11 protein-coding genes are annotated in these 15,459 nt (G+C 70.2%); 6 read left to right on the top strand and 5 right to left on the bottom strand.

The genetic code is table 11. The annotated features are described in order from the left end of the window. Positions 1-23: 23 nt before the first annotated feature. Positions 24-1,640, bottom strand: coding sequence for a multicopper oxidase family protein (locus tag ACZ4XD_RS00220; RefSeq protein ID WP_468036647.1), 1,617 nt, complete (start codon positions 1,638-1,640; stop codon positions 24-26). 547 nt (positions 1,641-2,187) lie between these two features. On the opposite strand from ACZ4XD_RS00220, the gene glnA reads away from it, so the two are divergent. From glnA to ACZ4XD_RS00205, 3 genes are read left to right on the top strand one after another with little or no spacing between them, the layout of a single operon-like run. Next, positions 2,188-3,549: a type I glutamate--ammonia ligase gene (gene glnA, locus ACZ4XD_RS00215; RefSeq protein WP_042154106.1), complete on the top strand. Its 1,362-nt coding sequence runs from the start codon at positions 2,188-2,190 to the stop codon at positions 3,547-3,549. Positions 3,550-3,578: 29 nt separating this feature from the next. Beyond that, entirely contained in the window at positions 3,579-6,602 is a 3,024-nt protein-coding gene (locus tag ACZ4XD_RS00210) for a bifunctional [glutamine synthetase] adenylyltransferase/[glutamine synthetase]-adenylyl-L-tyrosine phosphorylase (RefSeq protein WP_468036645.1), read from the top strand. Positions 6,603-6,655: 53 nt separating this feature from the next. Beyond that, positions 6,656-7,003 (top strand): hypothetical protein, encoded by a 348-nt coding sequence (locus ACZ4XD_RS00205; protein ID WP_468036643.1) that lies wholly within the window; start codon positions 6,656-6,658, stop codon positions 7,001-7,003. 24 nt (positions 7,004-7,027) lie between these two features. Here the strand turns inward: ACZ4XD_RS00205 and ACZ4XD_RS00200 are convergent, their stop codons facing one another. From ACZ4XD_RS00200 to ACZ4XD_RS00190, 3 genes are all read right to left on the bottom strand, one after another. After that, positions 7,028-7,867 carry a phosphatase PAP2 family protein gene (locus ACZ4XD_RS00200; protein ID WP_468036641.1) on the bottom strand — a complete coding sequence of 280 codons (840 nt, stop codon included), beginning with the start codon at positions 7,865-7,867 and terminating at the stop codon, positions 7,028-7,030. Between the two features lie 118 nt (positions 7,868-7,985). Beyond that, complete coding sequence (locus tag ACZ4XD_RS00195) at positions 7,986-9,038, bottom strand: LacI family DNA-binding transcriptional regulator (protein WP_468036639.1); 1,053 nt, start codon at positions 9,036-9,038, stop codon at positions 7,986-7,988. A 24-nt stretch (positions 9,039-9,062) separates the two neighbouring features. After that, positions 9,063-10,694, bottom strand: coding sequence for a glycoside hydrolase family 13 protein (locus ACZ4XD_RS00190; protein WP_468036637.1), 1,632 nt, complete (start codon positions 10,692-10,694; stop codon positions 9,063-9,065). Positions 10,695-10,917: 223 nt separating this feature from the next. Between ACZ4XD_RS00190 and ACZ4XD_RS00185 the strand changes: the two genes are divergently transcribed. Both ACZ4XD_RS00185 and ACZ4XD_RS00180 read left to right on the top strand, forming a co-directional pair. Next, on the top strand, positions 10,918-12,195 hold the full coding sequence (locus ACZ4XD_RS00185) for an extracellular solute-binding protein (protein WP_468036635.1): 1,278 nt from the start codon (positions 10,918-10,920) through the stop codon (positions 12,193-12,195). Further along, positions 12,192-13,127: a carbohydrate ABC transporter permease gene (locus ACZ4XD_RS00180; protein WP_468036633.1), complete on the top strand. Its 936-nt coding sequence runs from the start codon at positions 12,192-12,194 to the stop codon at positions 13,125-13,127. Before ACZ4XD_RS00185 ends, ACZ4XD_RS00180 begins: the two co-directional genes overlap by 4 nt. Before the next feature lie 62 nt (positions 13,128-13,189). Here the strand turns inward: ACZ4XD_RS00180 and ACZ4XD_RS00175 are convergent, their stop codons facing one another. Then, entirely contained in the window at positions 13,190-14,413 is a 1,224-nt protein-coding gene (locus ACZ4XD_RS00175) for an RNA-guided endonuclease InsQ/TnpB family protein (protein WP_468036631.1), read from the bottom strand. 203 nt (positions 14,414-14,616) lie between these two features. Between ACZ4XD_RS00175 and ACZ4XD_RS00170 the strand changes: the two genes are divergently transcribed. Next, positions 14,617-15,459 (top strand): sugar ABC transporter permease, encoded by an 843-nt coding sequence (locus tag ACZ4XD_RS00170; RefSeq protein ID WP_468036629.1) that lies wholly within the window; start codon positions 14,617-14,619, stop codon positions 15,457-15,459.

Here is a 15,459-nt window from a genome sequence, read left to right as displayed (position 1 = left end):
CGGCTCGCCCCCTGCGCCGGCCCCTAATCCTTGAGGTAGCCGAGCACCGTCATCATCCCCGACTCCGAGTGATAGACGTTGTGGCAATGGACCATCCACAGCCCGGGGTTGTCGGCGTCGAAGTCGACATCGAGGCTGCGTCCCGGCAGCACGATCGCGCTGTCCTTGCGGGGCCCGCCGTTCGGCAGCGCGAAGTGGTGCCCGTGGATGTGTACGGGGTGCCACATCCGGGTGTGGTTGCGGATGGCGAGCCGCACCCGCTCACCGGCCCGGATCGGGTCCCGGTGGGACGGTGAGTACTGCCGCCCGTTGATCGCCCAGTCGAACTTGTCCATGGAGCCGGTGAGCTTCAGCTCGACGGTGCGGTCGGGGCGGCGGGACACCGCCCGTGCGCTCTCGGCCGCCCGGAGCCGGTACGCGGACAGCAGCCGGCCGTCCAGCTCCTCGGGCCGGGTGGACTCCCCGGGTGCCTCGCCGCCGCCGGTACGCAGCACGGCCCGGGCCGTGTGCTTCTTGCCCTCGGCGAGCGCGGTCAGCGGGAAGACGCCGTCCTTGGCCGTGACCAGGACGTCGAAGCGCTCACCCATGCCGAGCAGCAGCGCCTCGGTCTCGGCGTGCTCGACGGGGAAGCCGTCGGCGTGCGTCACGGTCATGGCGTGGCCGCCGAGCGCGACCCGGTAGGCGGTGTCGGCGCCCGCGTTGAGGAAGCGGATCCGGATGCGGTCGCCGGGCTTGGCGCGGAAGGTCTCCGCGTCCTTGGCGAGCCGGCCGTTGATGAGGTGGTACGGGTAGTCCACATCGCCCGCGTCGCCGCCGAGCAGCTTGCTGTAGGAGCCGGTCAGCATCCGCGACGGGCCGCCGCCGGGCTCGGAGCCCGCGGCGGGCGCGCCGTGCTCCCCGCCGTTCTCGCCCTCGTCCATGTGCATGCCCCCGTGGCCCGCCTTGCCGCCCATGCCCCGGTTCAGTTCGGCGAGCACGCTGTCCGGGGTGCTGCCGTCCACCCCGTCGACCCAGTCGTCCAGCACGACGACCCACTCCCTGTCGTAGGAGAGCGGCTCCTTGGGGTCCTCGACGATCAGCGGTGCGTACAGCCCGCGGTCCTGCTGGACGCGGGAGTGCGGGTGCAGCCAGTAGGTGCCGGGGTGGGTGACCGCGAACCGGTAGGGGAAGGAGGCGCCGGGCAGGACGGGCCGCTGGGTGAGGGTGGGGACCCCGTCCATGTCGTTGCGCAGCGCCAGTCCGTGCCAGTGCACGGAGGTGGACTGCGGCAGATGGTTGACGAGGGTCATGGCGAGCGTGTCGCCCGCCGTGACCCGGATTTCCTTGCCGGGCAGCGCCTCGCCGTACGCCCAGGTGTCGACGGTGTGGCCGCCCAGGTCGATGTGGGCCGGGGCGGCGGTCATGGTGAACTCGCGCACCGGTCCCGGGCTCCGCTTGCGCTCGGCCTCGACGACCTCCGGGCCGTCCGGCGCGACATAGTCGGACGGGGTGGGGCGCTGTGGCCCGTGGGCGTGGTCCCTGCCGTCCGTGCCCGTGTGCGGGCCGGAGCTGAGGTCGCCGGCGGCACGGGCGGCCAGCAGACCGCTGCCGACCACGGCGATACCCGCGCCGAGCAGGGCGCGGCGGGAGTGCGTACGCATAGAGAAGCACCTCGTGACGGTGTCGCTGGGTGAGGGGGGACGGGCGGCGGGGGCACTGCCGCGGACTCCGGCGGGCGTCGGCGGCAGGGCGCGCACCTACACGCGCGGCACCGACGGGCGGTCGGGGAGGTCATGGCGTGGCGGCACGGATATGGGCCACGGCCCGGCGGCGGCCTTGCCCATTTCGCGCATCGCGGACCTCTCGACGGAACGACGAACCGGCGGACGCCGGGGCGGCCGGCACCTCGCAGCCTACCCCCGAGGGGTACCGCGACCCCTTCACCGGCCGGGGAACGACCCCCTCACTTCCGGGTCAATGAGTCCTCGGCGAGCGTTCAAGAGTGGACCAAGCCGCCCGATTGCCGCCGCCGGCCGCGCTGAGCCGGTGCGCTGCGGGAAGGATGCGAGGTGAGGGTTACGGGACGGCGGTTCTGGTTCAGGCCAAGGGTGCGTAATGTGACGGTAACCCCCTCACGTGATACTGGTGCCACAGCACGTTGTTCCACGTGGCTGGACGGGCCGATTGACCTGCAAGGATTGGTGACCCATGGACAAGCAGCAGGAGTTTGTGCTCCGTACGCTCGAGGAGCGCGACATCCGCTTCGTACGGCTGTGGTTCACCGACGTGCTCGGGTTCCTCAAGTCCGTGGCGGTGGCCCCCGCGGAGCTGGAGCAGGCCTTCGACGAGGGCATCGGCTTCGACGGCTCGGCCATCGAAGGATTCGCACGGGTATACGAATCCGACATGATTGCCAAGCCCGACCCCGGCACCTTCCAGATCCTGCCCTGGCGCGCCGAGGCCCCCGGTACCGCCCGGATGTTCTGCGACATCCTGATGCCGGACGGCTCCCCCTCCTACGCCGACCCGCGCTATGTCCTCAAGCGCATCCTGGCCAAGACCTCCGACCTCGGGTTCACCTTCTACACCCACCCCGAGATCGAGTTCTTCCTGCTCAAGGACAAGCCCGTGGACGGCCAGCGGCCGACCCCCGGTGACTCCTCCGGCTACTTCGACCACACCCCGCAGAACGTCGGCATGGACTTCCGCCGGCAGGCGATCACGATGCTGGAGTCGATGGGCATCTCGGTGGAGTTCAGCCACCACGAGGGCGCACCCGGCCAGCAGGAGATCGATCTGCGGTACGCCGACGCGCTCTCGACCGCCGACAACATCATGACGTTCCGGCTGGTCATGAAGCAGGTCGCGCTGGAGCAGGGCGTGCAGGCCACCTTCATGCCCAAGCCGTTCTCGGAGTACCCGGGCTCCGGCATGCACACCCACCTCTCGCTCTTCGAGGGCGACCGCAACGCCTTCCACGAGTCCGGCTCCGAGTACCAACTCTCCAAGGTCGGCCGCTCGTTCATCGCCGGTCTGCTGCGGCACGCCGGGGAGATCTCCGCCGTCACCAACCAGTGGGTCAACTCCTACAAGCGCATCTGGGGCGGCGCCAACCGCACCGCGGGCGCCGGCGGCGAGGCCCCCTCCTACATCTGCTGGGGCCACAACAACCGCTCCGCGCTGATCCGCGTGCCCATGTACAAGCCCGGCAAGATGGGCTCGACCCGGGTCGAGGTCCGCTCCATCGACTCCGGCGCCAACCCCTATCTGTGCTACGCGGTGCTGCTCGCCGCCGGCCTCAAGGGCATCGAGGAGGGCTACGAGCTGCCGGCCGGCGCCGATGACGACGTCTGGGCGCTGTCCGACTCCGAGCGCCGCGCGATGGGCATCGAACCGCTGCCGCAGAACCTCGGCGAGGCCATCGAGCTCATGGAGCGCAGCGAACTGGTCGCCGAGACCCTCGGCGAGCATGTCTTCGACTTCTTCCTGCGCAACAAGAAGCAGGAGTGGGAGGAGTACCGCTCCGAGGTCACCGCCTTCGAGCTGCGCAAGATGCTGCCCGTGCTCTGAGCCACCGCGCCACCGAGAGGCTTGCACCCATGGCACTTCCCGCTCCGCAGGGACGGCGGAGCAGCACCTTCACCCGGCTGCTGAGGCACGGTTTCACCGATCCCTCGGCGGCCGGGGAGCTGCTCGATTCCGCTCCGTTCGCCTCCGTGCGCGATGACTCGGTACTGCTGGAGGCGCTGGGCGCCACCGCGGACCCGGACCTCGCCCTGCACAGCCTGGCCCGGCTGGTCGAGGCCCAGGAGCCGGACGAGCAGCAGACGCTGCTGAGCACCGTCGTCGCGGCGAAACCGCTGCGCGACCGGCTGCTGGGGGTGCTGGGCGCCTCCGAGGCGCTCGCCGACCACCTCGTCCGGCATCCGCACGACTGGCAGTCGCTGGTCACGTACGAGTCGGTGGATCTGCACCCCACCACCCCCGAGTTCGAGCTGGCGCTCGCCGAGGGGATCTGGGGCGGGCAGAACGCCGAACGGCCGCGCGCGGACGCGCTGCGCACCGCCTACCGCCGCTCCCTGCTGGGCATCGCCGCCCGCGACGTGTGCGGCACCACCGATGTCGCCGAGGCCGCCGCGGAGCTGGCGGACCTGGCCACCGCCACGGTCCGGGCCGCCCTGGAGATCTCCTACGAAGAGGCGCCCGGCGACGCCGCGGTGAGCCGGCTGGCCGTCATCGGCATGGGCAAATGCGGCGGCCGCGAGCTGAACTACGTCTCCGACGTCGATGTCATCTTCGTCGCCGAGGCCAAGGAGGGCGTGGACGAGGGCAAGGCCCTCCAGGCCGCGACCCGGCTCGCCGCCCGCATGATGCGGCTCTGCTCGGACAACACCGTCGAGGGCACGATCTGGCCGGTGGACGCCAACCTGCGCCCCGAGGGCCGCAACGGCCCGCTGGTACGCACCCTCAGCAGCCATCTCGCCTACTACCAGCGCTGGGCCAAGACCTGGGAGTTCCAGGCGCTGCTCAAGGCCCGCCCGATGGCCGGTGACCTCCAGCTGGGGCAGGAGTACGTGGACGCGCTGGCGCCCATGGTCTGGGAGGTCGCCGAGCGGGAGAACTTCGTCGCCGATGTGCGCCAGATGCGCCGCCGGGTCGTCGAGAACATCCCCGCTGCCCAGGTCGAACGGGAGCTGAAGCTGGGCCCCGGCGGGCTGCGCGATGTCGAGTTCGCCGTACAGCTGCTCCAGCTCGTGCACGGCCGCAGCGATGCCACCCTGCGCAGCGCCACCACCCTCGACGCCCTCGCCGCGCTGGCGGCCGGCGGCTACGTCGGACGCCAGGACGCCGCGGCCCTGGACGCCGCCTACCGCTTCCTGCGCACGCTGGAACACCGGATCCAGCTCTTCCGGATGCGCCGTACGCATCTGATGCCCGAGGACGAGGGTGAACTGCGGCGGCTGGCCCGCTCGTTGGGCCTGCGCACCGAGCCGGTCGACACCCTCCGCAGGGAGTGGCGCTGGCACGCCCGCGAGGTGCGCCGGCTGCACGAGAAGCTCTTCTACCGTCCGCTGCTCGACGCCGTCGCCCACCTGGAGCCCGGCGAGACCCGGCTCTCGGCCAAGGCCGCCGGCCACCGCCTCGAAGCCCTCGGCTACGCCGACCCGGTCGCCGCGCTGCGCCACCTGGAGGCCCTCGCCTCCGGCGTGACCCGCAAGGCCGCCATCCAGCGGACCCTGCTGCCGGTGCTGCTCGCCTGGTTCGCGGACTCCGCCGACCCGGACGCCGGACTGCTCAACTTCCGCAAGGTGTCCGACGCGCTCGGCAAGACCCCCTGGTACCTGCGGCTGCTGCGTGATGAGGGCGCCGCCGCCGAGAACCTCGCCCGGGTGCTCTCGGCCGGCCGGCTCGCCCCCGATCTGCTGCTGCGCGCCCCCGAGGCGGTCGCCCTGCTGGGCGCCCCCGACGGGCTCCAGCCCCGCGGCCGGGCCGCCCTGGAACAGGAGGTGCTGGCCGCGGTCGGCCGCGCGGACGGTGCCGAGGCCGCGGTCGCGGCGGCCCGCGGGGTGCGCCGCAGAGAGCTGTTCCGTACGGCCGCCGCTGATGTGATCGGCGCGTACGGCACGGAGTTCAGCCCCGCGGCGAACGACCACGGCCGCTCCGTCGACGCCGTCGGCTCCGCCGTCTCCGACCTCAACGCCGCCACCCTCGCCGGGGCGCTGCGCGCCGCCGTCCGCGAGCAGTGGGGCGACACCCTGCCCACCCGCTTCGCGGTGATCGGCATGGGCCGGTTCGGCGGCCATGAGCTCAACTACGGCTCGGACGCCGACATCCTCTTCGTCCATGAGCCACGCGAGGGCGCCGACGAGCAGGAGGCCGCCAAGGCCGCGCACGCCGTCGCCAACGAGATGCGCCGGCTGCTCGAACTCCCCTCCTCCGACCCGCCGTTGCTCATCGACGCGGACCTCCGCCCGGAGGGCCGCACGGGCCCGCTGGTACGGACCCTCGCTTCCTACGCCGCCTACTACCGGCGCTGGTCCCTGGTCTGGGAGTCGCAGGCCCTGCTGCGCGCCGAACCGGTCGCCGGCGACATCGAACTGGGCGAGCGGTTCATCGAACTCATCGACCCGCTCCGCTACCCAGCCGAGGGCCTCGGCGAGGACGCGGTCCGCGAGATCCGCAAGCTCAAGGCCCGTATGGAGGCCGAGCGGCTGCCCCGCGGCGCGGACCCCACCACCCACGCCAAGCTGGGGCGCGGCGGCCTGAGCGATGTCGAGTGGACCGTACAGCTGCTCCAGATGCAGCACGGCTGGGAAATCCCCGGCCTGCGCACCACCCGCACCCGCGAGGCACTCGCCGCCGCCCACGCCGCCGAACTGATCGGCACCGAGGACGCCCAGACCCTGGACGAGGCCTGGGTCCTGGCCGCCCGCGTACGCAACGCCGTGATGGTCGTCCGGGGCCGCCCCGGCGACACCTTCCCCGTCGACGGCCGCGAACTGGCGGCCGTGGGCCGCTACCTCGGCTACGAGGAAGGCCAGACGGGCGAGATGATCGACGACTACCGCCGGGTGACCCGCAGGGCACGGGCGGTCGTCGAGGAGATCTTCTACGGGGCGTAGGGGCCGGGGGTCATTACGGCGTTCCTTGAATGACGGGACCGAAAGGAGAGGCCGTGGACCATACGCCGCGTGGCGGTATGGCGGTGGAAGAGTGGCTCGCGCAATTTCAGCGGTCCCTGGAACGCTCCCTGCCGAAGAGTCTGGCCTCGGAGGAGGATCAGGGTTCCTTGCGGGAAATGCATGTCGACCGGAGAGAGCAGGGTGTCTGGGTCACTGCCACCTTCGCCATGGCGAGTCATCCCGGGGTGGCCTTCGAATGGCAGCGGAATGTGGTGCCCGAGTTGAGTGCGGACTGGGACCCGGCATTCGCTTCCATGCTCTTCCGCACGCACCTCATCGAGTGGTATCACACGGAGGCCAAAAGGCGGCCCCCCACTGCTGACGGCGTCGTCCGGGACTGACCCGGCGGCCACGCCGGCCGCGGCTCACGCCGTGGCCGGCAGCACCCGCGCCAGCCGGTGCGGCAGCCTCCCGTACCACGCGGAGGCCAGCGCGAAGCCCAGTGACAGGCACAGCACGCCGCCCACCGCGTCCAGCCAGAAGTGGTTGGCGGTGGAGATGATCACCAGCAGGGTGACGGTGGGGTAGAGCAGGCCGAGCGCCTTGCCCCAGAGCGGCTTGGCGAGCAGCGCGATCGTCAGGCCGCACCACAGCGACCAGCCGATGTGCATGGACGGCATCGCGGCGTACTGGTTGGACATCGCGGCGAGGTTGCCGGACGCCATCGAGCCCCAGGTGCCGTGGTTGACGAGGGTGTCGACGAAGCCGCCGTCCGGCATCAGCCGGGGTGGCGCCAGCGGGTAGAGGTAATAGCCGATCAGGGCGAGACCGGTGGTGGTGAACAGGGCCAGCCGGGCGGCGGCGTAGCGGCCGGGGTGCCAGCGGTAGAGCCAGATGAGGACACCGATCGTGACGACGAAGTGCAGTGTCGCGTAGTAGTAGTTCATCGTGACGATCAGCCACGTCACGGAGTTCACCGCGTGGTTGACGGTGCGTTCGACGGCGATGCCCAGGAAGTGCTCCGCCTGCCAGACCCAGTCGGCGTTCTTCAGGGCCTGGATCTTCTGCTCGGGCACGGCGTTGCGGACCACCGAGTAGGTCCAGTAACTGACCGCGATCAGCAGGATCTCGAACCAGAGCCGGGGGGAGCGGGGAGCACGCAGACGGGCCAGTCGGCTGTCGGTCACCGGGCGGTCCGCGTGTTCCCCCTTGGGTGGCGGGGTGGTCGGCGGGCCGTCCAAAATCCTCGTATTCGCATCACCCATAGGCAGACAGTCTGCCAGAAACGGACGTCTTGCCGATCATCCTTCGGGCGGGTATCCGGGGCCTTGTATGGGACCTGTGGGGTATGTCAGGACCCCGTACTTACGGGTGATACGGCGCTCAGTGAGCCCGCGACGGCTTCGGGATCCGTGCCGTGGTGCGGGGTGCCGAGGCGGTCGAGCCGCGTACCACCAGTTCGGGGTGGAAGACGAACTCGCTGTGGGGGGCGGGGGTACCGCCGACCTCTTCCAGGAGGGCCCGGACCGCCGCCTGTCCCATGGCCGTCACCGGCTGCCGGATCGTGGTCAGCGGCGGGTCGGTGAAGGCGATGAGCGGGGAGTCGTCGAAGCCGACCACGGAGACGTCACCGGGGACGTCGAGCCCGCGCTGCCGGGCGGCGCGGATCGCGCCGAGCGCCATCATGTCGCTGGCGCAGACGATGGCCGTGGCGCCGCGCTCGATCAGCGCGCCCGCGGCGGCCTGGCCGCCCTCCAGGGTGTAGAGGGAGTGCTGGATGAACGGCTCCGCCTCGGCCGGGCCGAGCTGGAGCCGCTCCTGCATGCTGCGGACAAAGCCCTCGATCTTGCGCTGCACGGGAACGAAGCGCTTGGGGCCGAGCGCCAGCCCGATCCGCCGGTGGCCGAGCGCGCTGAGGTGGGTGACCGCCAGGTCCACCGCGGCCCGGTCGTCGGGGGAGACGAACGGCGCCTGCACCTTGTCGGAGAAGCCGTTGATGAGGACGAACGGGACGCCCTGGCCGCGCAGCTGCTCATAGCGCTGCATATCGGCGGAGGTGTCCGCGTGCAGCCCGGAGACGAAGATGATGCCGGCCACTCCGCGGTCCACCAGCATCTCGGTCAGCTCGTCCTCGGTGGAGCCGCCCGGCGTCTGGGTCGCCAGGACCGGCGTATAGCCCTGGCGGGTCAGGGCCTGCCCGATGACCTGGGCGAACGCCGGGAAGATCGGGTTCTCCAGCTCCGGGGTGATCAGTCCGACCAGCCCGGCGCTGCGCTGCCGCAGCCGCACCGGACGCTCGTAGCCCAGCACATCGAGGGCGGCAAGCACGGACTGGCGGGTGGTGGCGGAGACACCGGGCTTTCCATTGAGCACCCGGCTGACGGTGGCCTCGCTGACACCCGCCTGCGCTGCGATATCGGCCAGCCGGGCGGTCATGGGTGGGACTGTACCGTTCGGCTCTCAGATTGCCCACCAGGTGCAGCTGTCACCGGGGAGCACCGCGGCGGCACCCTTGCCGGTCACCGGGGCGCTGGCCAGCAGCAGCGCGCCGGGCGGCGGCAGCTCCACCTCGTGACCCAGTGTGTTGACGGCGCACAGCAGGCCGGGCCGGGTGAAGGCGAGTACCCCGTCGGGTGCGGGGGCCCAGCTCATCTCCCCGTCGCCCAGTCCCGGCAGCCGGCGGCGGAGGGCGAGGGCGGTGCGGTAGAGCTCCAGGGTGGAGGCGGGGTCGCCGGTCTGGGCCTCGACGGTGAGGGCGGCCCAGTCGCCGGGCTGCGGCAGCCAGCTGCCACCGTCGCCGAAGCCGTACGGCGGCAGCTCGCCGGACCAGGGGAGCGGCACCCGGCAGCCGTCGCGGAAGCCGTCCTGGCCGCTGGTGGCGGCGGCGCCCGCGGTCCGGCCGCCGCGGAAGAAGGCCGGGTCCTGGCGGACCTCGTCGGGCAGGTCGGTGACCTCGGGCAGGCCCAGTTCCTCGCCCTGGTAGAGGTAGGCGGAGCCGGGCAGCGCCAGCATCAGGAGGGTGGCGGCGCGGGCGCGGTCCAGGCCGCCGCCGAGCCGGGTGGTGTGCCGTACGACGTCGTGGTTGGACAGCACCCAGGTCGTCGGAGCGCCGACCGAGGTGGTGGCGGCGAGCGAGGCGTCGATGACCTCGCGCAGTGCGCCGGCCTCCCAAGGGGCGTTCAGGAACTGGAAGTTGAAGGCCTGGTGCAGTTCGTCGGGGCGGACGTAGAGGGCGAGGCGCTCGGCGGTGGGGGCCCACGCCTCGGCGACGCCGACCACCTGCTTGCCGTGGGCCTCGCCGTAGCCGTCCAGCAGGCGGCGCCAGGCGCGGTGGATGGTGTGCACCCCGTCCTGGTCGAAGAACGGCAGCACCTGATTGCCGATCAGCTTGGCCTGCTGGCCGTGGCCGATGTCCGGCAGGCCGGGCGCCTTGACCATGCCGTGTGCGACATCGACCCGGAAGCCGTCCACGCCGAGGTCGAGCCAGAAGCGCAGGATGGCCTCGAACTCGGCGTGCACCTCCGGGGCGTCCCAGTTGAGGTCGGGCTGTTCGGGCGCGAAGAGGTGCAGATACCAGTCGCCGCGGTCGGTGCGGGTCCAGGCCGGGCCGCCGAAGACCGACTCCCAGTCGTTGGGCGGGAGTTCGCCGTTCTCTCCCTTGCCGGGGCGGAAGAGGTAGCGCTGCCGGGCGAGCTCGGGGTCCTGGAACCACGGGTGCCGGTCGGAGGTGTGGTTGGGGACGATGTCGACGATCACCCGCAGGCCCAGGTCATGGGCGGTGCGGATCAGGTCGTCGGCGTCCTGGAGGCTGCCGAAGAGCGGGTCGACGGCGCGGTAGTCGGCGACGTCGTAGCCGCCGTCGGCCTGCGGTGAGGCATAGAAAGGGGTGAGCCAGACGGCGTCCACCCCCAGGTCTTTGAGGTGCGGCAGCCGGGCGCGGGCGCCGCGCAGATCGCCGATGCCGTCGCCGTCGCTGTCGGCGAACGAGCGCACATACACCTGGTAGATGACGGCGTCGCGCCACCACCCCGGACCTCGGCCCGTTCCGGGGGCCTGGGGGGCGGGGCTGGGGGAAGTGAGCTCCTGGGTCATCTGCCGTCCCTTTGAGGTCAAGAGGCGTCGGTGCCTTCACGCAATCAACGCTCGGGCGGGCGCGGGGTGACGGTGCCGCGGGCGCCCGGAGGGTCCTGTTCCAGCCATCTCGTTGCAATTCGTTCCCATGGTCTTGCAGAAATTTGCCGCAAGGTCTTTCGGTTTGTTTTCCGCGCTGTTACGTTCCTGACCGCCATCTGAGGCATTTCCCTAAGGAGTTCACATGCGGCGTGGCATACGGGGCAGCACGGCCACCGCGCTGGTAGCGGGCCTGGCACTGGCAGCGACAGCGTGCGGCGGAGGCGACAGCGGCAGCGGCGGCGACAGCGGGGGTGAACTGTCCGGAACCGTGACCTTCTGGGACACCTCCAACGACGCCGAGAAGGCGACGTACCGCAAACTTGCCGAGGGTTTCCAGAAGGAGCACCCCAAGGTCCACGTCAAATATGTGAACGTCCCCTTCGGCGACGCCAACGCCAAGTTCAAGAACGCGGCCGGGGGCAACTCCGGTGCCCCCGACGTGATGCGTACCGAGGTCGCCTGGGTCGCCGACTTCGCCAACCTCGGCTACCTCGCGCCGCTCGACGGCACCCCCGCCCTCGACAAGACCGACGACTACCTTCCGCAGGCCGTCGGCTCGACGAAGTTCAAGGGCAAGACCTACGCCGCACCCCAGGTCATCGACACCCTCGGCCTCTTCTACAACAAGAAGCTCCTCAAGGACGCCGGCGTCGAGGTGCCCAAGACCTTCGACGAACTGGCCAAGGCCGCCAAGAAGATCAAGTCCAAGACCGGCGCCACCGCCCTCTACCTGCGCGGCGACGACCCCTACTGGTTCCTGCCCTACCTCTACGGCGAGGGCGGCGACATGGTCAACGCCCGCGACAAGGTCGTGGAGATCGACGACGGCGCCGGTGTCCGGGCGTTCAAGACGATCAAGGACCTGGTGGACTCCAAGGCCGCGGTCACCGACGCCACCGACGGCCAGGAGAACCAGCTCAAGGCCCTCAAGGACGGCACCGTCGCGATGGCCGTCGACGGCCCCTGGGACATCGAGGGCGCCCGCGCCGGCAAGGCGTTCAAGGACAAGAAGAACCTCGGCGTCGCCCCCGTCCCCGGCGGCAGCACCGCCCAGGGCTCCCCGCAGGGCGGCTGGAACCTCTCCGTCTACGCCGGCAGCAAGAACCTCCGGGCCTCCTACGCCTTCGTGCAGTACATGAGCTCGGCCAAGGTCCAGCAGCAGACCAACGAGAAGCTCAGCCTGCTGCCCACCCGCAAGTCCGTGTACGAGGTGCCGGCCGTCAAGAGCAACGAGATGGTCCAGTTCTTCAAGCCCGCCGTCGACGGTGCCGTCCAGCGCCCCTGGATCGCCGAGGGCAACTCGCTCTTCGAGCCGGTCAAGGTCCAGATGAACAAGGTGCTCACCGGCGCCTCCTCGCCCGAGCAGGCCGCCAAGGCGACCGGCGACGCCTACCGGAAGCTGCTCAAGGACTACAAGTGACCCTTGCTGTACGGGTGCGCCGGGCGCTGGGCACCCACTGGTACGCGTGGACGATGGTCGCCCCGGTGGTACTCGTCATCGGGGTGATCATCGGCTACCCGCTGGTGCGCGGCGTCTACCTCTCGCTCACGGACGCCAACGAGGCCAACGTGGAGCGGAACATCGGGGTCAACCACCTCCCCGCCACCTACAAGTTCACCGGCCTGGACAACTACCGGGCGGTGCTCTCCGACGGCGTCTTCTGGGACCGCCTCGGCTGGACCGTCCTGTGGACCGTCGGCTGTGTCTCGCTGACGTTCCTGACCGGCCTCGCCCTGGCGAACATGCTCAACCGCACCCTGCGCGGCCGCACCTTCTACCGCCTCGCGCTGATCCTGCCGTGGGCCATCCCCGCCTTCATCTCGGTCTTCACCTGGCGGATGCTCTACAACGAGAAGAACGGCATCCTCAACAAGCTGCTGGCCGGCGGCGGTATCGACGCGGTCCCGTGGCTCAACGACCCCACCTGGGCCAAGCTCTCGGTCATCGCCGTCAACGTCTGGCTCGGCGTGCCCTTCATGCTCGTCGCGCTGCTCGGCGGCCTGACGTCCATACCGGGCGAGCTCTACGAGGCCGCCGAGATGGACGGCGCGAGCGCCTGGCAGCGGTTCCGCCACATCACCGTGCCGGGGCTGCGGGCCGTCAGCAGCACCGTCATCCTGCTCTCCACCATCTGGACCTTCAACATGTTCCCGGTGATCTTCCTGCTGACCCGGGGCGGCCCCGGCGACGCCACCGAGATCCTGGTGACCTACGCCTACCGGCTCTCCTTCATCGACAGCCCCCGCAACTTCTCCGAGTCCGCGGCCTGGGGCGTCCTGATCCTGGTCCTGCTCTCGGTCGTCGCGGTCGTCTACCGACGGGCGCTGCGCAAGCAGGGAGAGGTGTGTTGACTGCTCCCCTTCCCTGAAGGGAGGGAATCCTCACCCTCCAGGGTTGAGCGGGGATTTACGGCTCAGGCTGCCGTCTGGACCAGCGGACCAGGCGGTCTTACGCCCTCAGCACCGTCCGGGACCAGTCCTGCCCGGACCAGCATCACGTGCGCGGAGTTCTTGTCCCTGGGGGATGCGGCTCCGCACGCGGTGCAGGCATACGTTCTCTCAGAAAGAGGTAGTGCGTGCTTGACTCTCGCTCCGCACTGCGCACAGTCCATCGTGGTGTGCGCGGGATGCACGAGACGGATGTCTCGCGCGTGCTTGTGGCCCATCTCGACCAGGGCCCTCTTCGTAGCGCCGATGGCGGCATCCGCCGCCTTGCGGGCCATGGTGGTTTTCGCCAGGAACTTCGGCCGGAAGTCCTCCACGGCAACGGCATCGTGGTCGCGCATCACGGACTTCGCCCACTTGCGGCCGGCATCCTGCCGCTGCCGGGCGACCTTCTTGTTGAGCTTCGCGGCCTGCGCCTGAGCGGCCCGGTAACCCCCAGATGCGGGCTGCCCCTTGGGGCGGCGTCTCCGGGCCATCATCCGCTGATAGCGGGCGAGCCTTTGCGCGGCATTGCGCCCGTGCTCGGCATGGGGCAAGTCGTAGGCGTCCTCGGTGGTGGTGGCGGTCTCCTTCACGCCCCAGTCCACCCCGAGCACACGCCCGGTCACGGCCAGCGGCTCCACGGCAGCCGGGGCCACAAAGGAGGCGTACCAGTGCCCAAGGCTGTCTTGGTACACGCGCACGCTCGAAGGCTCAGCCGGAAGACGCCGCGACCACACCACCCGCAGCACGATGTTCCCGGCCAGGTGCAGGCGGCCGTCTTTCAGACGGAAACCGCGCCGGGTGTAGTTCAAGCTCGGGCGGGCGTCGCGCTTGCGCTTGAAGCGGGGCATTCCGGCCCGGCGGTGCATCGGCAACCGGTCTTTGATGTCCTTCAAAGCCTTCGCCCGCGACTTCGCGAAGTCGCGTACCACTTGCTGCTGCGGGACGCTCGCCCCCTCACGAAGCCACGGCGTCGACTTGCGGGCCCCGGTCAGCATCTTGTCGAGCTGGGCCGGACCACACGTCAGCTTCTCGCCCTTGGCCTTGTTGTCATGGTGCACGTCCTTGGACTTCGCGACGCATTCGTTCCAGATCCAGCGGCACCGATCCCACTCGGCTTCAAGCTGACGCCGCGCCGTGGCCGACAAACGCACACGGAAGGTGTACCGGGCAGGCCCGGCCTCCCCCGTCATCTGCGCTGCTGTCGACATACATCCGAACCTACCTGGGAGGACTGACAGTTGAGAACTCTTGATCATTGCGGACCGCCTCACCCCGCCGCGAAGCGGACGCCCGATCGCCCTGACGGCCAGCCCGCTATCGCTGCCCTGCTCCGCAGGAGTCCGATTCTCCCCCGCAAGCGGGAGGTGCCCCCACCCCGACCTGAAGGCCGGGGCATCCTCGGAGGAACCCGGTGACCAGGCCCCGCAAACGCCATGAGCGAGGCAGGCCGGCGTCCATCGCCCTGCACGCGGCCCTGCTCGTCGCCGCCGTACTGGCCGTCTTCCCGCCCCTCTGGCTGCTGGTGACGTCCTTCAAACCGAAGAACGACGCCTTCTCCACCGGCCTCGTCACCCACTTCACCTTCGCCAATTACACCCACGTACTGGCCGACACGGAGTTCCTGACCTGGTTCAAGAACTCGGTGATCATCGTCGGGCTGACCACCGTCCTCGGCGTCTTCCTCGCCGCCACCACCGGCTACGCCGTCAGCCGCTTCCGCTTCCCCGGCATGCGCCCGCTGATGTGGCTGCTGCTGATCACCCAGATGTTCCCGGTCGCGGTGCTGATCGTGCCGCTGTACAACCTCCTGGCGAGCCTCGGCCTGCTCAACCAGCCCGGGGGCCTGGTCATCACCTACCTGACCATCGCCGTGCCGTTCTGCGCCTGGATGATGAAGGGCTTCTTCGACACCATCCCGGTGGAGATCGACGAGGCGGGCCGGGTCGACGGCCTCAACCCGTTCGGCACCTTCTGGCGGCTCGTCCTGCCGCTGGCCCGCCCCGGGCTCGCCGTCACCGGCTTCTACACCTTCGTCACCGCCTGGGCCGAGGTCGCCTATGCCTCCGCGTTCATGACCGGCGAGGAGAACCTGACGCTCGCCGGCGGCCTCCAGACCTTCGTCAACCAGTACACCAACGACTGGGGTTCGATGACCGCCGCCGCCGTGATCATCGCCGTACCGGCCGCGCTCGTCTTCGCCTTCGCCCAGCGCCACCTCGTAGCCGGACTGACCGCCGGCACCACCAAGGGTTGA

Source organism: Streptomyces sp. NPDC029466 (genome assembly GCF_055574515.1).
Note: the sequence above shows the minus strand (reverse complement) of the source record. Positions and strands in the feature narration are given on the sequence as shown.